Consider the following 18,471-nt stretch of genomic DNA (forward strand, 5'->3'; position numbering starts at 1 on the left):
GTTCGGCTGCTCCATGTAGCCGAAGGTCAGCGTGACCCGCATGAACAGCTCGTTGACCGTCTCCATCTTCACCCGCTCGTTGTCCGGCACCACCGGCTGCGGCGCGGTCACCACCGAAAGAATGACGTTCTTTTCGTGCAGCACCTTGTAGTGCTTAAGGCTGTGCATGAGCGCGGTCGGCGCGCTCAGCGGATCGCTGGTCAAGAACACGGCGGTGCCGGACACCAGCTGCGGCTTCTTCTTGAGGAGGTTCATCGCCAGAAAGTCGAGCGGGATTTCGTTGCGGCGCGTCTTGTCGAATAGGTAGCGGGTGCCGCGAATCCAAGTCCACATGATCAGCCCCATGATCAAAGCGACAGTGATCGACACCCAACCGCCTTCGACCATCTTGACGACATTGGCCGAGAAGAAGCCGAGGTCGATGACGCCGAAGAGCAGCGCCAGCGCCAATGCGAGCGCCAGCTGCCATTTCCAGAGCCAGCGCATGACGACAAACAAGAGGATCGTCGTCATCAGCATCTCACCGGTCACCGAAATGCCATAGGCGGAGGCGAGCGCGCTCGAGTTGCCAAAGCCGACGACCAGAAGCATCACGCCGAGCGCGACCAGCAGATTGACCCTCGGCATATAGATCTGGCCGCTTTGCATCTCGGATGTGTGCTGCACCTCGATGCGCGGCAGAAGATTGAGCTGCACCGCCTGTCTGGTCAGCGAGAAGGCGCCGGAGATCACCGCCTGGCTGGCGATGACCGTCGCCGCCGTTGCCAGGGCGACCATCGGCATCAGCCCCCATTCGGGAAGCATCTGGAAGAACGGGTTGGTCGGCTTGCCGCCGTGCGAGAGCACGAAGGCGCCCTGCCCGAAATAGTTGAGGAGCAGGCAAGGGAAAACGATGGAAAACCAGGCCAGCACGATTGGCTTGCGGCCGAAATGGCCAAGGTCGACATAGAGCGCCTCGGCGCCGGTGACCGCGAGGAAAACCGCGCCGACGGTGACGAAGGCGCCCGTCGGCGTGGTGGCCAGGAAATAGACCGCATAGTAGGGGTTTATAGCCAACAGGACGGACCAGTCGTCGACGATGTGATAGAGGCCGGCAACGCCGATCGCCACGAACCATGTCGCCGTGATGGGTCCAAACACTGCCGCCACCTTGCCCGTGCCGAAACGCTGCACGGCGAAAAGCACCGCCAGAATCACCAGCGTGATCGGAACGACATAGGCATCGAGCGCCGGCGTGATGACTTCCAGGCCTTCAACCGCCGAAAGCACGGAGATCGCCGGCGTGATGATCGAATCGCCGAAGAAGAGGGCCGCGCCGCAGAGGCCGATCACGAGGATCAGGCTGGAGCCCTGCGGATAGGCGCTCCTTGCCAGCGCCATCAGCGACAGCGTGCCGCCCTCGCCCTTATTGTCGGCCCTCAGCACGAAGGCGACATATTTGATCGTGACGATGATGGTGAGCGCCCAGACGATCAGCGACAGCACGCCGAGCACATCGTTGCGGGCAACCACTCCCCCTGAAGCATGGAGAGCCTCTCGAAAGGCGTAGATCGGGCTCGTGCCGATATCGCCGTAGACGACGCCGAGCGCGCCGAGCATCAGAACCTTGGTGCTGTGCTGCCGCTCGGTTTCGGCATGGCCCGAAGGTTCGAGGGATTCTGTTTCGCTGGCGTTGGCTAGCACCATGAACCCCACTTCATCAGATTCGCCACGCTCCGAGGCTGCCGCAAAGCGCGGAACACGCCGGAGCTACGCAAGGCATCCTCGCCCTACCATCCGCAGGCCTTCAAGAACCGCCCAACCGTGCCGGCCATGCCATACTCCAGCGCATCCGCTGTCAACCCATGTCCGATCGATACTTCGGCCAATGCGGGGATGCGTTTGATCAATGCCGGCAGATTGTTCACGGTCAAATCGTGGCCGGCATTGACCTGGAGCCCCGCCGCGAGTGCCGCGTCCGCGGTTTTTCCCAGTCTTTCCAATTCCTTGGCTGCCTTGGCGGAATCGGAATGGTAACCGCCATACGGCCCGGTATAGAGTTCGATCCGGTCGGCGCCGGTATCGCGCGCGGCATTCACGCCGGCCGCATCGGCGTCGGAAAACAGCGACACGCGAAATCCGCCCTTCTTCAGCCGCTTGACGATCGGTGTCAGGAACGCGGCCTGCGCGACGAAGTTCCAGCCGTGGTCCGACGTCGCCTGCGCCGGATCGTCGGGCACCAGTGTCACCTGCTCCGGCTGGTTCTTCTCGACAAGCGCCAGGAAATCCTCTGTCGGATAGCCCTCGATGTTGAATTCCGTCTTGGGGAACTCATCGTCGAGCAGCGCCCTGATCTCCGGCAGGTCGGAATGTCTCGTATGCCGCTCATCGGGACGTGGATGGACGGTCAACCCATGCGCGCCGGCGGCAAGAGCGATGCGCCCCAGCCCCGTGACGCTCGGCCACGGCAGGTCGCGGCGGTTGCGCAGCATGGCGACAGCGTTGAGGTTGACCGAAAGCTTTGCAGGCATGAATTGGCATCCAGCTTGGTTTTGGCGGGCATCTATAGCGCCTTTGCAGGGAACAGATAGTGGGTTTCCGGTGTTCCAGAGACTAGCTGATGGCCAACACAAGGATTTGCCAGTGAATTTCCTCGAGGCGGTGCCGGCGATACGCCGCATTGAAACCAACCGTGACGCGCTTTTTGCCATCGACGTCGTCGGCGATGTCTCGCCGGCGGATGCGGAAAACCTGTTCGGCCTGCTGGAAGCTGCCTATGCCCTGCACCCGAGGATCGACGTGCTGGTGCGGCTGACTGACGAGGAGAGCGTCGATTGGGCCAACATCTCGCAAGAGACGCTGCAGCAAGGTGTGGCCGACGCGCTGGAGCATGTCGTCCGTTGCGCAGCTATCGGCGAACCGCGCTGGGCATCGCTTGTCGGCGACTTCTTTCCGAAGGTTCTGCCGTTCGAATTCCGGCATTTCCCCAGTCAGGACGAAGCCGCGGCCTGGCAATGGCTCGATGCGAGGCCCGCGGAATAAGCGGACTGGAGCATTTCCAGGAAAGGTGAGAACGGCTTTCCGTTCGGAATTGCGCCAAAGCAACGAGCTAGAGGGGTTTACCGTTTCCTGACCCGGTGAACCGCTCTATCGCACGATCGTCAGCCGCTCGGCCGCACGCGTGATGGCCGTATAGAGCCAGCGTTGCCGGGTCTCCTTGAAGGCCCAGCTCTCGTCGAACAGCACGACGTCATTCCACTGCGAGCCCTGCGCCTTGTGCGCGGTCAGCGCATAGCCGTAGTCGAAATCGTCGAATCGCTTCTTCTGCTGCCATGGAATCTCGGCATCCGGATCCTCGAACGCTGCCTTCAGCAGCTTGATCTTGGCAACGCCGCGGTCGGGATCGTCCTCCTCCGGCGAGACCAGCAGGTTGATGCCAGGCTTCACCGTCTCGCGCGACGAGGTCATCACTTTCCACAGCGATCCGTTGAGCAGCCCCTTGGCCGGATCGTTGCGCAGGCAGACCAGCTTGTCGCCGGCCTGCGGATAATCGGCGGAAAAGCCCTTCAGCTCGCGCAGGCGCTGGTTGTAGCGCCGCCGCGTGCGGTTGGTGCCGACCAGTACCTGATCGGCTTTCATCACCAGATCCTGCGTGACCCCTTCCCTGCCGATCACCTGCGCCGTGCCGTAGTCGCCATGCATGAACTCGCGGCCTTCGCGCACGTCGAGCGCCAGCCGGATGATCGGGTTGTCGCGCGCCTGGCGATGGATCTCGGTGAGCAGCACATCCGGCTCGTGCTCGGTGAAGAAGCCGCCGCCCGAGATCGGCGGCAACTGCGCCGGATCACCGAGCACTAGGATCGGCGTGCCGAAGCTCTGCAGGTCGCGGCCGAGTTGCTCGTCGACCATCGAACATTCGTCGATGACGACGAGCTTGGCGCGCGCGATCGGACTTTGCCGGTTGAGTGAAAAGGTCGGCGACATCGACGTCTTGCCGGTCACCTGGTCCTCGACCGATTCCTCGCCCTTCGGCCTGTAGATCAGCGAATGGATGGTGCGGGCGTTGGTCGCTCCCTTGGAGCGCAGCACCTGGGCAGCCTTGCCGGTGAAGGCCGCGAATTGCACCTGCCCGTCGACGTGCTCGGCGAAATAGCGCGCAAGCGTCGTCTTGCCGGTGCCGGCATAGCCGAACAGGCGGAAGATCTGCGGCCGCCCGTCCTTCAGCCAGCGGCCGACCGCCTTCAAAGCCTCGTCCTGTTGGGGAGAGAATTCCATCAGTTCGACAGACCGGATTCGCGAGCGAAACACAAGGTTGGCGTGCCATCACCGGCGTCGTCGGCGACGGTCTCATTCATTATCAGCTCGGCACGCTATCAGGCGCAAACAAGAACGTAAAGGGAACGAAGTTTGAGTCCGGGCTACCGGTGGGCTCCGGGATCATTCTCCAGCAGGATCGGCTTGCCGTGCGGCGTGGCGTGGGCGGCACGCTCCCAGGCGGCCGCGAGCGCATCGATCTCGTGCTTGCCGGCGACGCCCTTGATCGCCAGCAATTTTTCCAGCGCCGACAGCCAGTGCTCGTAATAGTCGTGGCCGTCCCTCGCGGCGTCCGGCTTCTTCACTTCGGCGGACAGGGCGTCCGCCCATTCGTTCCACGAAAACAAGCCGCTGTCGTGCAGCGCGACCGTGATGGCGAAAGCCTCCGCCTGCCACGGTTCGGCGAACACCGGATCGTCGAAGCCGCCCGGCAGTTCGGTCTCATGCGGGCTCAAGGTAGCTCTCCCAGGCATCGATCGAGACCTCAAGCGTCGGGTCGGCGCCCTCGCCCCAGATCTCGGCGCCGTCGAAAACCACGGTGTAGACCCATTGCGGGTTCTCGCCCTTGCCATGCGCGTTGCTGTCCGGGAACACGAAGCCATCGCGAACGGCCTCGATCCTTCCGTTCTTGCCGCGCGCGTAGCGCGGCAGGCGCGTATGGCCGGTCGGACTGAAATTCTTCGTCCGCACGCGGTCGCCCGCCTGGAAGCGCGCCGGCGCAGCCACGGGACGGTCGCAAGGCCCACCTTTGGCGAGCACGGCAGGCACATCGGCAGCCTTCAGCACGCGTTTGGGTGTCGACGCCGGATCGACAGCCTTGCCGGCGGCAAGGTCGCGTTCCGTCACGAAGCCATGGCGCTTCAGGAGTACCTCAAGCGCCTGGATCCAGATCTGGTAATAGCTCGACGAATAATAATCGGCGGGATGCAGCGACTCTCGCGCATGCCGGCTCTCGTCGATGTTCCAGGCACCCATGGCGCCGGCAGTGAGCGTGACGCCAAGCGCCCGCCGCTCCCAGGCAGCATGGAAGTAAGGCTCGTCCGTCTCGGGCGCGACCGGCCCGAACCCCATCTGCCCGCCGAGATCTTGCGGCCCGTTCATGCCGGCTCCTTCGCCAGCGCAGTGCCGATCATCGAATCGCGGCTGACCAGGCCGGCGAGTTGCTCCTCGCTCCAGCCCTCGGTGCCTTTCGGCCGCATCGGCACCACCAGATAGCGAAGCTCGGCCGTCGAATCCCAGACGCGGATTTTCCTGCCCGCGGGCAAGGTTAGCCCGAATTCTTCCAGCACGCCGCGCGGATCGATAACAGCCCGCGAACGATAGGGCGGCGCCTTGTACCAGACCGGCGGCAGGCCGAGCACGGACCACGGATAGCAGGAGCAGAGCGTGCAGACGACGAGGTTGTGCGTCTCGTGCGTGTTGAACACCGCCTGCATGTGCTCGCCCTGGCGCCCGGTATAGCCGAGCGAGGCAATTGCCGCCGTCGCGTCGCGCTTCAGCCATTCGGCATAGGCCGGATCGTTCCAGGCCTTCGCCACCACCCTGGCGCCGTTGCGTGGGCCGATTTTCGTCTCGTAGGTATCGACGATGACGTCGATGGCCGCCGGATCGATCAGGCCCTTCTCGGTAAGGATCGTTTCCAATGCGCGCACGCGCGCCGCAAACGGATCGAGCTCGTTGTCGTGGTCGTGATCATGGGACATGGCGCAAGGTTACGATCGTGCGCACGCCCCCGCAAGCTCGGCAACTTGGGCCAGAGCCGGGCCGCCTATTCGGCGGCCAACTTTCTCGGTTCGGCATTTTCTCCGGGGTCAAAGAGCGAGGGCTGCTCGACCGGCTCGACCGCATGCAACTCCGGCCGGCTCTTCTTCGAGGAGAAGCTGAGCAGCCAGCCGGAGAAATGCTCGAAATAGACATAGATGACCGGCGTGACGAACAGGGTCAGCGCCTGGGATGCGAGCAGGCCGCCGACCACGGCAACGCCGAGCGGCTGGCGCAGCTCGGCGCTGGCGCCGGTGCCGAGCGCGATCGGGAACGTGCCCATCAAGGCCGCCAGCGTCGTCATCATGATCGGCCGGAAACGCATCAGGCAGGCCTTGTGAATGGAGTCCAGCGCCGACATCCCTTCGCGCCTCAACTCCAGCGCCACGTCGATCATCATGATGCCGTTTTTCTTGACGATGCCGATCAGCATCAGGATGCCGATCACGGCTATGACCGACAGGTCCATGCCGAAGAGCCGCAATGCAACCACCGCGCCCAGTACCGCCGATGGCAGGCCCGTCAGAATGGTCAGCGGATGAATGAAGCTCTCGTAGAGCATCCCGAGCACGATGTAGATCGTGAGGATCGCGCCCCCGATCAGCAGCCCTTGGTTGGCAAGCGAATCCTGGAACGTCTTGGCCGTGCCGGCGAAGGTGGTGCCGATTGCCTGCGGCATGCCGATCTGGTCCTTGAGCTGGTTGATGCGGGTCACCGTGTCGCCGAGCGAGACACCCTGCGGCAGGTTGTAGGAGATCGTCACCGCCGGCAACTGGCCAAGCTGGTTGACCGTCAAAGCGCCGGCTGTGCGATCGACCCGGGCGAAGGCACCGAGAGGAACGAGGCTGCCGCTTCCCGTTCTCACCTGAATGGCCAGCATGCGCTCCGGCGACCACTCGATCTTCGGATCGAGCTCGGTGATGACTTCGTAACTGTCGGCCGAGCCGAAAATGGTTGAGACCTGATCGGTGCCGAAGCCGCCATAGAGGGCGGAGCGCAGCGTGTCCGTGTCGATGCCGAGCTGAGCGGCCTTGTCGCGATCGACGACCAGCGACGCCTGCAGCGCGTTGTTCTGCAAATCACTTGTGACGTCGGTGAAGAATTTATGATCGGCGGCCATGGCGTCGTTCAATTTCTGCGCCCAGGCGTCCGTCGCGCCGTTATCGAGGCCTTGGACGACCAACTGATAGGCGCTGGCCGAGGACCGCGAGCCGAGCCTGAGGTTCTGCACCGGTTGCATATAGGTTTCGATGCCGGCGACGCCGGACAGCTGCCGCCTCAAATCGGAAAGCACCTTCTCTATGTCGGGACGCTTGTCCTTGTCCTTCAGTTGCACGAACAACTGTCCCTGATTGAGCGCATTATTGCCGCTGCCCACCGACCAGGCGACGTGATCGACGTAAGTCGAATGCGAGAAGACGTCGGCGACCTGGCTCTGCAGCTTCGTCATCGCGTCGAAGGAGATGTCCTGGCGGGCGATGGTGGTTACCGAGATCTGGCCTATGTCTTCTTGCGGGAAGAAGCCCTTCGGCGAAACCTGGATCAGCCAGACGGAGGCCGCCGCGGTGCCGACGAAGACCAGGAACACCAGGAAGGTGTGGCGCAGGCAGAAGCTCAGGATCCAGTCATAGCCACGCGTGATGAGATCATGTCTGTGACCGTCGGCATGCGCCTCGCGATCGGCCTTGGTCACCGACAAAAGCCGCGAGCACAGCATCGGGGTCAGGGTCAGCGACACGAACATCGACGCCAGGATGGCGACCGTTACCACGACGGCGAATTCGTTGAAGATACGGCCGATGACGCCGCCCATCAGAAGCACGGGGATGAACACCGCCACCAGCGAAATCGAAATCGATATGATGGTGAAGCCGATCTCACGCGCGCCCTTGAGCGCGGCGTCGAAAGCCGACAGCCCGTCCTCCTCCATGTGGCGGAAGATGTTTTCGAGCATGACGATCGCGTCGTCGACGACGAGGCCGACGGCCAGCGTCAGACCCATCAGAGATATGTTGTCGATCGAAAAGCCGAACAGGAACATCGCGCCGAGTGTGGCGATCAGCGAAATCGGCACGGCCACCGCCGGGATGATCGTTGCCGTGACGCGGCGCAGGAACACGAAGATCACCATCACCACCAACGCGATGGTCAGGAGCAGCGTGAACTGCACGTCGTCGACGGCCTGGCGGATCGAGGTGGATCGGTCGTTGAGCAGTTTGATGCTCGCGGCAGCCGGCATCTGGTCCTGGAAGGACGGCAGCATCGCCTTGACCTTGTCGACGACGTCGACCGTATTGGCGTCGGGCTGACGCTGCACGGCCATGATAATGGCGCGCGTGCCGTCATACCAACTCGCCGTCGTCGTGGTTTCGACCGAGTCGATGACGCGCGTGACCTCGCCCAGCCGCACCGGATGGCCGTTCTTGGTGGCGATGATAATGTTTGAAAAATCGGCGGCGTTCATCAACTGAGTGTTGGCCGTGATCGTCAGCTGCTGCTTGTCGTTCTGCAGCACGCCGAGCGGGGTGTTGCTGTTGGCCGAGGCCACGGCCGTCTGCAACTGGTCGATCGAGATGCCGCGCGCGGCGAGCGCGGTCGGATCGATCTGGATGCGCACCGCATATTTTTGCTGTCCGTAGATCGAAACCTGCGCAACGCCATCGATGGTCGATAGCGAGGGCGAGATGACGTTTTCGGCGAAGGCGTCGAGGTCGGTGAGTGGAACGGTGTCGCTGACCAGCGACATCAGAAGAATCGGCGCATCGGCCGGATTGACCTTGCGATAGCTTGGCGGCGCCGTCATTTGCGGCGGCAGCGATTTTTGCGTGCGCGCAATGGCTGCCTGAACGTCCGCGGCAGCCGCGTCGATGTCGCGGTTGAGCACGAACTGGATGGCGATCGAGGTCTGGCCCAGCGAGTTGGTGGTCGAAATCGAATCGATGCCGGCAATGGTTGCGAACTGCTTGATCAGCGGCGTCGCGACCGAGGTCGCCATGGTCTCCGGCGAAGCGCCGGCCAGTTGGGCCGAGACATTCACCACCGGGAACTCCGCGCTGGGCAGCGCGGCAACCGGCAGGAACTTGTAAGCGAACAGTCCGCCCAGCACGAGGGCGAACGACATCAGCAGCGTGGCGACGGGCTTTCGTATGCAGAATTCGGAAATCATGGGCGGGCCTCGCCGGCCTTGTCGGCTTGTGCGACCTTAGGCGAATTTTGATCGCCACTGTTGCTCGCTGTCTTGCCTTCGTGCACCGTCGCGCCGTCCTTTAGCCTTGTCTGGCCTTCGACCACCACTTTCTCGCCGCCCTTGAGGCCTTGGCTGATGGCGCTGTTATCGCCCTCCGTCAGCGCCACCTGCACCGGCCGCATCTCGACCGTGTTGTCCGGCTTGACCACATAGACGAAGGGACCTTTCTGGCTCGGCTGCACCGCGACCGTCGGCACCGAGGTCATTTGCGGCATCGTGCCGGCATCAAGGATGACGTTCACATACTGCCCCGGCCAAAGCGAAAGATCGGAGTTCGGTATGCTCGCCCGCGTGGCGATGGTGCCGGAGGCGGTGTCGACGCTGGAATCGACGAAATCGAGCGTGCCCTTGCCGATCGGCGTCGGATCGCCGTCCTTGGTCAGCGTCACGTCGCCTTGCTGTGGGCTCGCCAACGCCTTGTGCAATAAAGCAAGGTTGCTTTCCGGCAGAGTGAAATTCACCTGCAGCGGGTCCATCTGTGTGATGGTCACAAGCGGCGTCGTGGTGCTTGAGCCGTTGCTGGTGGTGACGAGATCCCCGACCGAGACATTGACCGCCCCCAGCCTGCCTGAGATGGGCGCGCTGATGGTCGCGTAGCTTAACTGGACCGTATCGGCGTCGATCGTCGCCTTGTCGGCATCGATGGTGGCGGCCGCGGCCTTCTGCGCCGCCAGTGCCTGGTCGTAAGTCTGCTGCGTGCCAGCCTGCTTGGCGACAAGGTCCTTGGCGCGCTGAAGATCCGCCGTGGCGCTCACCAGCAGGGCCTGGTCCTTGACGAGCGTCGCCTGATCCTTGGCAAGCTGCGCCTTCAGTGCGCGGTCATCGAGCGAGAAGAGAAGGTCGCCGGCCTTGACCATTTGCCCGTCCTTCACCGCGATCGACACGATCTGGCTGGAGACACGGGCATTTACGCTGACCACCGACGGTGAGGAGACGAAGCCGATGGCGTAGCGACGGATCGGAAAATCGGCGGTCGTCGCAGTTGCCGAAACGATCGAGGCGGAACGCGCGCCGCCAGCGCCGCCCTTCTGGCTGCCCGATGCCTTGGTCGTGTCGGCGCCGGCTGTGTCGGCCTGCTGGCCGGAGATCAGCTGCTGCACCCTGCCCATCGTAGCGGGCGACAGATAAAGGCCGACACCTGCAAGGCAGGCCAGAGCAACGACTGTGAAGGCGATTTTTCCGCGCATCGACAACTGGCCCTCTATCCGACACGCCGAAACCGGTGGTCTATTCTCAGCTCATTTCACGGCCGTTGCCGCGAATTTCGCCGAATAGATAGGACAAGGCTTTGGCGGAAAAGGGCCAAAACGCGGGATTACGAAGATTTAATATGCACTGCACAATTGTTGTGCAGCCGGCTAACGTGCCGTGGCGATCCCTTAACGCAGCATCGGCCAGAGCGTCGCTGCGAGCAGCAGACCCATTCCTATGTTGAACCATTTCAGCCGCATGGGATCCGAAAGGAAGCCGCGCAGCGCGGTGCCGAACCCGGCCCACACCGAAACGCTGGGCAGGTTGACGATGGTGAAGGCGATTGAAATCAGCGCCACCGAGACGAACGGATGATCCGGATTGGTGTAGACGGCCATGGCAGTGATCGCCATCACCCACGCCTTCGGGTTGACCCATTGGAACGCGGCGGCATCGATGAAGCGCATCGGACGCGCCTTCGCCCCGTCCTTGCCACCCATCGAGCGCGACATGCCGATCTTCCAGGCAAGATAGAGCAAATAGGCGGCGCCGGCGATTTTCAGCGCCATATGCAGCACCGGAAACGCTGTCAGCACCGCGCCGAGTCCGAAGCCGACGGCCAGCAGCAGAACCAGAAAACCGATGCTGATGCCGAGCATATGCGGAACCGTTCTGAGGATGCCGAAATTGACGCCGGAGGCCAGCAGCATGAGATTGTTCGGCCCCGGCGTGATCGACGTCACGAAGGCATAGACCAGGAGTGCAAGGAACGCGTTGACGGACATCATATCCTCCCGCGGATAGGTCAGCTATATTGTCCTTTTCCGGCAGGCGCGCAAAAGCCACGGACGGGCGACTGCCGGACCAGCAAGGAGAATTTGAAGCAGTCGGAGCGGTGGGTGGCGCGCCTACATCCCCTGCGGGCCACGGTTCATGGCTGCGACACCGGTGCGGCAGATCTCGACCAGGCCGAGCGGCTTCATGATGGCAATGAACTGGTCGAGCTTGGAACCCTTGCCGGTGATCTCGAAGATGAAATGCTCGGTGTTGGCGTCGATGACCGACGCGCGGAAGGCATCGGCCAGCCGCAGCGCCTCGACGCGGGCGTCGCCGGTGCCGGCGACCTTGACGAGCGCAAGCTCGCGCTCCAGCGGCCGCTCCTGGCCGAGTTCGTGCGAGCGCACGGTGAGATCGACCACGCGGTGCACCGGCACGATCCGCTCGAGCTGGTGCTTGATCTGCTCCAGCACATGCGGCGTGCCGCGCGTCACGATGGTGATGCGCGACAAATGCTTCTCGTGCTCGGTCTCGGACACCGTGAGGCTTTCGATGTTGTAACCGCGCCCCGAGAACAAGCCGATGACGCGGGCAAGCACCCCCGGTTCGTTGTCGACCAGCACGGAAAGCGTGTGCGTTTCCGGCTTTTCGGTTTCCTTGGCGATGAAGTAGGCGGAGCCGGTCGGCTGGAGCTGTGCGTTCATGACGTGAATCTCGATTTCAAACTTTGGCGCTAATTCTATGTTTCCACACGGCTTCCGCCGCAGACGCTGCCTGCCGCTACACCAGTTCCCTGCCCTTGGCGTCGATGGCGTTGGCCACCGCCTCGTCGGTCGCCTCGTCAGGCAGGAGCATCTCGTTGTGCGCCTTGCCGGACGGAATCATCGGGAAGCAGTTGGCGAGAGTCGCCACGCGGCAGTCGAATAGCACCGGCTTCGTCACCGAAATCATCTCGCGGATCGCGTCATCCAACTCGTCCGGCTTGTCGCAGCGTATGCCATGGCCGCCATAGGCGTCCGCCAGCTTGACGAAATCCGGCATCGCCTCGGTGTAGGAATGCGACAGCCGGTTGCCGTGCAACAGCTGCTGCCACTGGCGCACCATGCCCATATACTGGTTGTTGAGGATGAAGATCTTGATCGGCGCGTCGTACTGCACGGCCGAGCTCATCTCCTGCATCGTCATCTGCACCGAAGCGTCGCCGGCGATGTCGATGACCAGCGCATTCGGATGTGCGATCTGCACGCCGAGCGCCGCCGGCAGGCCATATCCCATCGTGCCCAGGCCGCCCGAGGTCATCCAGCGGTTGGGCTTGTCGAAGTGATAGTGCTGCGCCGCCCACATCTGGTGCTGGCCGACTTCGGTGGTGATGTAGGTGTCCATATCCTTGGTCAGCGCATAGAGCCGCTGGATCGCGTATTGCGGCATGATCACGTCGTTGTTCATCCTATAGGCGAGCGAGTCCCGCGCGCGCCATTTCGCGATCTGCTCCCACCATGGATAGAGCGCCTTCTTGTCGGCCTTGGCAGTCGCCCGCCACAGCCGCACCAGATCCTCCAGCACGCGGCCGACATCGCCCAGGATCGGCACATCGGCATGGACATTCTTGTTGATCGAGGACGGATCGATGTCGATATGGATCTTCTTCGAGTTCGGCGAGAACGCGGTCAGCCGGCCGGTGATGCGGTCGTCGAAGCGCGCGCCGATGCAGATCATCACGTCGCAATCATGCATGGCCATGTTGGCTTCGTAGGTGCCATGCATGCCGAGCATGCCGATCCAGTTCTTGCCCGAAGCCGGATAGGCACCGAGGCCCATCAGCGTCGAGGTGATCGGGAAGCCGGTGAGATCGACCAGCTCGCGCAGCAGATGGCTGGCTTCCGGACCTGAATTGATGACGCCGCCGCCGCTGTAGATGATCGGCCTCTTCGCGCCGGCCATCAATTCGACGGCGGCCTTCACCTTCTCAAGATCGCCCTGGACCTTCGGCTGATAGCTGGTGCGCGGCGCCGTTTGCGGCGGCACGTAGATGCCCTTGGCGAACTGCACATCCTTCGGAATGTCGACCACGACCGGGCCCGGCCGCCCGGTAGTCGCGACATGGAAGGCTTCATGGATGGTGGCGGCGAGCTCGTTGACGTCTTTCACCAGCCAATTGTGCTTGGTGCAGGGGCGCGTGATGCCGACGGTGTCGCATTCCTGGAAGGCGTCGGAGCCGATCAGCGAAGTCGGCACCTGACCGGTGAGACAGACCAGCGGAATGGAATCCATCAGCGCGTCCTGCAGCGGCGTCACCGCATTGGTGGCCCCGGGGCCGGACGTGACCAGCAGCACGCCGGCCTTGCCGGTCGAACGCGCATAACCTTCGGCGGCATGGCCGGCACCCTGCTCGTGCCTGACCAGAATGTGCTCGACCTCATCCTGCTGGAAGATCTCGTCATAGATCGGAAGGACCGCGCCGCCCGGATAGCCGAAGACATGCTTGACGCCGTTGTCCTTCAGCGCCTGCACCACCATTTCGGCGCCCGTCATTTCGCGCCGCTCGTTATGTCCGTTGCTCATCGGTCTGGTCCCGTACTGTTCGCCATCTGGCGATTTGCTGGTCGTTTAGTTGGGTTTTGGGCAATAAAAAAGGCCCCCGAGGGAGCCTGTGGGATGCGCATGGGAGGTTTTCGCCCGGCGGTTACACCGCCTTGCCCACGCGCCAGCCTACGAGAATGAGTGCTGTTTTCATGGGCGCGGACAATAAGGTCGGTTCCGCGCCGCTGTCAACGGGCAATCTGTCGGTCCCATTGTTCAGCGGCGCGGATTGTTCAGGCCGCCAGCACCACACCCCTTGCCTGGTTGCCGCCAACGCATTTTGCCGGGTATGTCGAGACGCATGATGTTGCCGAGAAACGGCGCACTATTGTAGGCAAGTGTGCCGGGTGGGGCGGCGCCGGTGATCACGTCGCGCTTCGGGCCGCGAACTTTTTCACCACCCGCTCCAGCAGCGGCACGTAGTCGCGAAAGGCGCGCGTCTTCATGTTGGCGACCTTGCCACCCTCGTCCCAGATGCGCACACGCACGGCTTCCTGATGGAATGGATTGCTGCGGAACTCCGCCACCTCCTCCGCGCTCATCGGCCCGCCCTGCAGCGACAGCGTATGGACCGAGGCCGGCGACAGCTTGCCGAAATAGCTCGGATCGGTGGCGCAGAGATAACGCTTGGCCGCAACATGCAGCCTGACGCATTCGACGATGACCGGCGGAAAGAACGGCGCCAGCACCTCGCCACCCGCCTCGTCGTGGTGCTTGTCCTCGACGTCGTCGGGCGAATAGGTGCCGAACTCGCTGGTGTAGTGGCCGATGTCGTGCAGCAGCGCCGCAGCCACAAGCTCCTCCGGCGCGCCATCCTGCTCGGCTAGCCACGCGCCCTGCAGCATATGCTCGGACATGGTGACCGGCTCGCCGAGATAGGATTCCGCGCCGCGACGCTCGAAAATTTCGGCGATGAACTCGACGATGTTGCCGGTGTTCAGTTCATTCGATTTCATTCGGCCGCCTCTCTGACATCGTGTTCGATTGCCGCCAGCGTCGACAGCAGGCCGTCCTTGTCGGTGTAGCAGCCCTGCAGCCAGCGCTTGCCGCTGCCGGAAAAGGCCTTGCGCGCATGCATGACGCGCGTGTTGTCGACGATGAAGGACTGGCCCGCCTCGAGCTTGAAGGTTACCTCGAAGGCCGGATCCTCGATCAGTTCGGCGAACCGGCGATAGGCGGCGTAATATGCGTCCATTTCGGCGAACGGCACGTCGATGGTCGGCGCCAGCGAGCGGTTGTTGAAGCGCACGCAGATGAGCTCGCCATCCGGTCCGAGCTCGATCATCGGGCGCTTGGACTGCAGCCGCACGCCCGATGAGCCGGCATATTCGAAGCGCGCCGGATAGGAGGAAAGCAACCGGAAGCCGTTCGAATTCTCCGCCTGCAGCGCGGCCGCCACCGCGAACCCGTCGACGACGCTGGATTCGCCGCCTTCCACCGTATTCTCGATGCAGGCCAGGATCTGCAGCGTCGGCACCGGGTCGCGGTAGGGATTGTCGGTATGCGCCTGCAGGCCAAGGTTGGTGTAGGCAAGATTGTTCGGATTGACCTCGGCGCGCACCTCGAACCAGCGCCCGTAATTGGTTTCCCTGATATATCCGAAGAGATCGGCCACATTGCATAATGCCCCGGATTCTGCCGGCAGACCGTCCATGACGGCAAAGCCAAAGCTCCGTACCGCCGTCAGCCATTGCCGCAGAACATTCGTGTCGTGCCGCGCCTCACTATAGGCCGCGCGCGGCACCGAACTCTGCATCGTGGCCTTGGTCCACCGCCGAATGTCGCTGCCGGTCCAGCCGGGCTGCCGATTTTCTTCGCGGTCGTAAGTATGGGCGCGAAGCCAGCTTGCGGGAAAGCTGACGGTCTTGTCTTCAGGCACGAACGTGACCACCAGCGCCTCGCCCTTGATCGAGGCCTCTCCGATCCGTGTCTCGGCCGGAATGTCCAGGATGGTGATCAGCCGCTGGCCGTTGCCGGCGCTGCGCGTCCTGTCGTCCAGTGCGTTGTCGCGCAGCCACATGGCATGGAATCGGCTGCGTGTTCCGTCGTCCCAGCCAAGCGCGATCGTCCGTCCTTCGTCGACAAGGGTTGCTCTCGTCAGCACGTTTCTGAAACTCCCGTCTTCGGGCCGTCGCCGCGGTACCGATTGCATGCTGTCTTTGCCGAAGGCATAAATCAAGTTATTGTTTTTCAGCCGATGCTGCCAAAAACCTAATGACTGGAAAAGCTGCCGATCCCATGCCTCCGCTCGACTGGCTACGCAGTTTCGAAGCGGCTGCGCGCCTGTCGAATTTCACCGCCGCTGCCGCCGAGCTCGGGCTCACGCAAGCCGCCGTCAGCCAGCACATCCGCTTTCTGGAAGAGCGTCTCAAGACGCGACTGTTCGCGCGGCTGGCACGCGGCGTGGCGTTGTCGCCGCAGGGCGCCGCCTATCTTCCCCACATCCAGTCGGCGTTCGCGATCATCGGCAGCAGCACGAACGAGTTGTTCGAGCCACGCGTTTTGCAGACCGTCACCCTTCGCGTTCCGATTTCTTTCGCGCTGCTGGTGCTGGTCCCGGCTCTTCCTGATCTCGCAAAGGCGCTGCCGTGGATCAGGCTCGATCTGGTGACCATCCATCGGCCGACGGACTACGACGAGGCAGGCTCGACGCTCGACATCCGCTTCGGCAACGGTTCGTTTTCCGGGCGCGACGCCGACCGGCTGACGGTCGAGCGGCTCGTTCCGGTCGCTGCGCCGATCTTGGCCGGAAATGCCGAATGGACATCGCTGCCGCTGCTGTTGGTGGCGGGCGCGCGCGAGATGTGGGCGGAGTGGTTCGCAGCCTCCGGCCTTGCCGGCCACTCCCAACGCTCGCATCGCTTCGACAGTTTTGTCGCCGCGATGGAGGCGGCGAAGTCCGGCGCCGGAGCGCTGCTGGGCTCGCGGCCGCTCATCGAGGCCGCGCTAAAGGACAATCTCCTTGTCAGGCTTTCCGATTTCGAGCTCTCGAGCCCATCGGGTCACTTCCTGACATGGCCATCGTCATCGCGGCTGTCCGGCGCCGAACAGGATTTTCGCCGCTGGCTTTTGTCGCGTCTCGCCAGCATTTCAGGATAGCGCCCGGGCTGGCTCCCCTATCCGCTTCCAATAGATGAGCGTGCCGGTGAGCCCACCATGGGGTTTTAGCGCATAGTCCGGAATCTCGCCGGTCAGCGAGAAGTCGAGTTTTTCGTAAAGGCCGCCGGCCCCCTCTTCGCTTGCTGTGTCCAACACCAGCAGGGTGCGCCCTTTCTTGACCGCCAGTTCCTCGGCGGCCCGCATCAGGCCGGTGGCAATACCTTTGCCGCGACAGTCGAGGCGGGTCATCAGCTTGGCAATCTCGGCGCGGTGCGGTTGGTTGGGCGGGCAGTCGAGAAGCAGTGAGACGGTGCCGGCAAGCGTCTTGCCATCCCATGCGCCCAGCACCGCCCGTTCTCCGCGCGCCGCGGCAGCGAGCGATTTGCGCCAGAACTCATGGGCCGCATCGGGAGACAAGGGATGCATGAAGCTTACCGATCCGCCGGCGGCGACTGTCTCGATCAGCAGGTCGGCGAGCATCCCGCTGGTTTTTGCGTCGTCGTTCAACGCCCTGATTTCAAGGGGATTCATGTCGGGGGTCTCCAGGTGATAAGGTGTCGGGCCGCGGTCATGCGAAATGACTGCTCCGACTTCGGCGGCGCGCCCTTCGGATTTCCGCGATCCGCTCGGCATCGTCCTCGCTGAGGTGCCGCCCGCGCTCCAGGATCTCGAGCGTGTATTCCTCATAGCTGAGCCCAAGCCGCTCGGCCTTTTCCAGCCGCATCAGCATGACGGCATGGCTCGGCGCCTTCCAGGCTTTGTCGTGGGCGGTGCGCCAGGCAAGAAAGATGTAGGGGTCGCCCTTGCCCCAGGGCGGACCTTCGTAGTCGTCGAGAGGCGGCCCGCCATTGTGGGACCGTTCAGGCCGGCGTGCCATGCGATCAGCCCCGGACCAGCGCCACCAGATACTCGGCGGCTTCCGGTCCCGGAGCGTGGAAGGTGCAGTCCGACGGGGCTCCGAGCGCCAGGCAGTCGCCCGGCTCCAGCCTGTGCACGACATTGCCTTCGGTGAAGTCCAGGCGGCCGCCGATCAGCCAGATCTGCTGCTTGATGAAGGCATAGGACGCTGCCGGGAAATCGACCTTGGCGCCTGCCGGCAGGCTGACCCGGATCAGCTCGAGCGGCATTTGCGTTGCAGGCGACAGATGGCGTCGCACATAGCCGGTCGCCGGATCCTGCCAGACCGGCTGCTCGTCCTTGCGGGACACGCTGCCGCCCTGCATTTCGGCGCGGGCAATCAGCGTCGAGAGCGTCATGCCGAAAGCCGACGCGATGCGCACGAGGAGCGCCGCGGTCGGACTTGTCATGCCGCGCTCCATGGCGCTCAGCATCGCCTTGGAAACGTCGGAACGCTCGGCCAACTCGGCCAGCGACCATCCCCGCAAATCACGCTCGGAGCGTATCCGCCTGCCGATCGTGGACGTGATGTCGTTCGATATATCAGTCATTCATCCAATATATCGAAATTCCGGGATGAAGGAAGAGGCTGGTCGATCGCATTTTCGCGAGTGGTTTAACGGGCC

18 protein-coding genes are annotated in these 18,471 nt (G+C 63.1%); 2 read left to right on the forward strand and 16 right to left on the reverse strand.

Annotated features, from left to right (window positions below):
- The coding region (locus EOD29_RS01430) for a potassium transporter Kup (RefSeq protein WP_164763679.1) at positions 1-1,686 on the reverse strand (1,686 nt) is incomplete at its 3' end.
- An 83-nt stretch (positions 1,687-1,769) separates the two neighbouring features.
- A complete protein-coding gene (locus tag EOD29_RS01435) occupies positions 1,770-2,510 on the reverse strand; it encodes a pyridoxine 5'-phosphate synthase (RefSeq protein ID WP_095832122.1) in 741 nt (246 codons plus the stop codon).
- Here EOD29_RS01435 and EOD29_RS01440 point away from each other — a divergent pair.
- Complete coding sequence (locus EOD29_RS01440; protein WP_306462631.1) at positions 2,488-3,021, forward strand: STAS/SEC14 domain-containing protein; 534 nt, start codon at positions 2,488-2,490, stop codon at positions 3,019-3,021. The two genes, EOD29_RS01435 and EOD29_RS01440, sit on opposite strands and share 23 nt — an antisense overlap.
- Before the next feature lie 105 nt (positions 3,022-3,126).
- Here the strand turns inward: EOD29_RS01440 and EOD29_RS01445 are convergent, their stop codons facing one another.
- The 11 genes from EOD29_RS01445 to EOD29_RS01495 form a co-directional block, all read right to left on the reverse strand.
- On the reverse strand, positions 3,127-4,254 hold the full coding sequence (locus tag EOD29_RS01445; RefSeq protein ID WP_095783855.1) for an ATP-dependent RecD-like DNA helicase: 1,128 nt from the start codon (positions 4,252-4,254) through the stop codon (positions 3,127-3,129).
- Between the two features lie 143 nt (positions 4,255-4,397).
- Complete coding sequence (locus EOD29_RS01450; protein ID WP_127245765.1) at positions 4,398-4,748, reverse strand: nitrile hydratase accessory protein; 351 nt, start codon at positions 4,746-4,748, stop codon at positions 4,398-4,400.
- Complete coding sequence (nthB, locus tag EOD29_RS01455; protein WP_095783766.1) at positions 4,735-5,394, reverse strand: nitrile hydratase subunit beta; 660 nt, start codon at positions 5,392-5,394, stop codon at positions 4,735-4,737. Before nthB ends, EOD29_RS01450 begins: the two co-directional genes overlap by 14 nt.
- Positions 5,391-5,996: a nitrile hydratase subunit alpha gene (nthA, locus tag EOD29_RS01460; RefSeq protein WP_067323251.1), complete on the reverse strand. Its 606-nt coding sequence runs from the start codon at positions 5,994-5,996 to the stop codon at positions 5,391-5,393. The genes nthB and nthA overlap by 4 nt, the downstream gene beginning before the upstream one ends.
- A gap of 65 nt (positions 5,997-6,061) precedes the next feature.
- Positions 6,062-9,220, reverse strand: a complete 3,159-nt coding sequence (locus EOD29_RS01465; RefSeq protein ID WP_127245766.1) for an efflux RND transporter permease subunit — start codon at positions 9,218-9,220, stop codon at positions 6,062-6,064.
- Positions 9,217-10,488 (reverse strand): efflux RND transporter periplasmic adaptor subunit, encoded by a 1,272-nt coding sequence (locus EOD29_RS01470; protein ID WP_127245767.1) that lies wholly within the window; start codon positions 10,486-10,488, stop codon positions 9,217-9,219. The genes EOD29_RS01465 and EOD29_RS01470 overlap by 4 nt, the downstream gene beginning before the upstream one ends.
- Positions 10,489-10,680: 192 nt before the next feature.
- On the reverse strand, positions 10,681-11,277 hold the full coding sequence (locus EOD29_RS01475) for a LysE family translocator (RefSeq protein ID WP_095825021.1): 597 nt from the start codon (positions 11,275-11,277) through the stop codon (positions 10,681-10,683).
- Positions 11,278-11,400: 123 nt separating this feature from the next.
- Entirely contained in the window at positions 11,401-11,973 is a 573-nt protein-coding gene (ilvN, locus tag EOD29_RS01480) for an acetolactate synthase small subunit (protein ID WP_059185300.1), read from the reverse strand.
- 76 nt (positions 11,974-12,049) lie between these two features.
- Positions 12,050-13,831 carry an acetolactate synthase 3 large subunit gene (locus EOD29_RS01485; protein ID WP_127241708.1) on the reverse strand — a complete coding sequence of 594 codons (1,782 nt, stop codon included), beginning with the start codon at positions 13,829-13,831 and terminating at the stop codon, positions 12,050-12,052.
- Positions 13,832-14,214: 383 nt separating this feature from the next.
- Entirely contained in the window at positions 14,215-14,805 is a 591-nt protein-coding gene (locus EOD29_RS01490; RefSeq protein WP_127216096.1) for an HD domain-containing protein, read from the reverse strand.
- Positions 14,802-15,953, reverse strand: a complete 1,152-nt coding sequence (locus tag EOD29_RS01495) for a gamma-butyrobetaine dioxygenase (RefSeq protein WP_127245768.1) — start codon at positions 15,951-15,953, stop codon at positions 14,802-14,804. The genes EOD29_RS01490 and EOD29_RS01495 overlap by 4 nt, the downstream gene beginning before the upstream one ends.
- A 134-nt stretch (positions 15,954-16,087) precedes the next feature.
- On the opposite strand from EOD29_RS01495, the gene EOD29_RS01500 reads away from it, so the two are divergent.
- Positions 16,088-16,948, forward strand: coding sequence for a LysR family transcriptional regulator (locus tag EOD29_RS01500; RefSeq protein WP_164763695.1), 861 nt, complete (start codon positions 16,088-16,090; stop codon positions 16,946-16,948).
- Here EOD29_RS01500 and EOD29_RS01505 read toward each other — a convergent pair.
- Genes EOD29_RS01505 through EOD29_RS01515 form a run of 3 tightly spaced genes read right to left on the reverse strand, consistent with a single transcriptional unit; the run spans position 16,940 to position 18,396 of the window.
- Positions 16,940-17,479 (reverse strand): GNAT family N-acetyltransferase, encoded by a 540-nt coding sequence (locus EOD29_RS01505; RefSeq protein ID WP_127245770.1) that lies wholly within the window; start codon positions 17,477-17,479, stop codon positions 16,940-16,942. The two genes, EOD29_RS01500 and EOD29_RS01505, sit on opposite strands and share 9 nt — an antisense overlap.
- Before the next feature lie 37 nt (positions 17,480-17,516).
- Complete coding sequence (locus tag EOD29_RS01510; protein ID WP_127245771.1) at positions 17,517-17,825, reverse strand: hypothetical protein; 309 nt, start codon at positions 17,823-17,825, stop codon at positions 17,517-17,519.
- A gap of 4 nt (positions 17,826-17,829) precedes the next feature.
- On the reverse strand, positions 17,830-18,396 hold the full coding sequence (locus EOD29_RS01515) for an XRE family transcriptional regulator (protein WP_067323226.1): 567 nt from the start codon (positions 18,394-18,396) through the stop codon (positions 17,830-17,832).
- Positions 18,397-18,471: the final 75 nt, after the last annotated feature.

Source organism: Mesorhizobium sp. M1A.T.Ca.IN.004.03.1.1 (assembly GCF_003997555.1).
In the GTDB taxonomy this organism is placed as follows: domain Bacteria; phylum Pseudomonadota; class Alphaproteobacteria; order Rhizobiales; family Rhizobiaceae; genus Mesorhizobium.

Bases quoted from the DNA above. Each gene is read 5' to 3' on its own strand.
- EOD29_RS01435 (WP_095832122.1), bottom strand. From the start codon at position 2,510: ATGCCTGCAAAGCTTTCGGTCAACCTCAACGCTGTCGCCATGCTGCGC.
- EOD29_RS01445 (WP_095783855.1), bottom strand. From the start codon at position 4,254: ATGGAATTCTCTCCCCAACAGGACGAGGCTTTGAAGGCGGTCGGCCGC.
- nthB (WP_095783766.1), bottom strand. From the start codon at position 5,394: ATGAACGGGCCGCAAGATCTCGGCGGGCAGATGGGGTTCGGGCCGGTC.
- nthA (WP_067323251.1), bottom strand. From the start codon at position 5,996: ATGTCCCATGATCACGACCACGACAACGAGCTCGATCCGTTTGCGGCG.
- EOD29_RS01465 (WP_127245766.1), bottom strand. From the start codon at position 9,220: ATGATTTCCGAATTCTGCATACGAAAGCCCGTCGCCACGCTGCTGATG.
- EOD29_RS01470 (WP_127245767.1), bottom strand. From the start codon at position 10,488: ATGCGCGGAAAAATCGCCTTCACAGTCGTTGCTCTGGCCTGCCTTGCA.
- EOD29_RS01475 (WP_095825021.1), bottom strand. From the start codon at position 11,277: ATGTCCGTCAACGCGTTCCTTGCACTCCTGGTCTATGCCTTCGTGACG.
- ilvN (WP_059185300.1), bottom strand. From the start codon at position 11,973: ATGAACGCACAGCTCCAGCCGACCGGCTCCGCCTACTTCATCGCCAAG.
- EOD29_RS01485 (WP_127241708.1), bottom strand. From the start codon at position 13,831: ATGAGCAACGGACATAACGAGCGGCGCGAAATGACGGGCGCCGAAATG.
- EOD29_RS01490 (WP_127216096.1), bottom strand. From the start codon at position 14,805: ATGAAATCGAATGAACTGAACACCGGCAACATCGTCGAGTTCATCGCC.
- EOD29_RS01500 (WP_164763695.1), top strand. From the start codon at position 16,088: ATGCCTCCGCTCGACTGGCTACGCAGTTTCGAAGCGGCTGCGCGCCTG.
- EOD29_RS01505 (WP_127245770.1), bottom strand. From the start codon at position 17,479: ATGAATCCCCTTGAAATCAGGGCGTTGAACGACGACGCAAAAACCAGC.
- EOD29_RS01510 (WP_127245771.1), bottom strand. From the start codon at position 17,825: ATGGCACGCCGGCCTGAACGGTCCCACAATGGCGGGCCGCCTCTCGAC.
- EOD29_RS01515 (WP_067323226.1), bottom strand. From the start codon at position 18,396: ATGACTGATATATCGAACGACATCACGTCCACGATCGGCAGGCGGATA.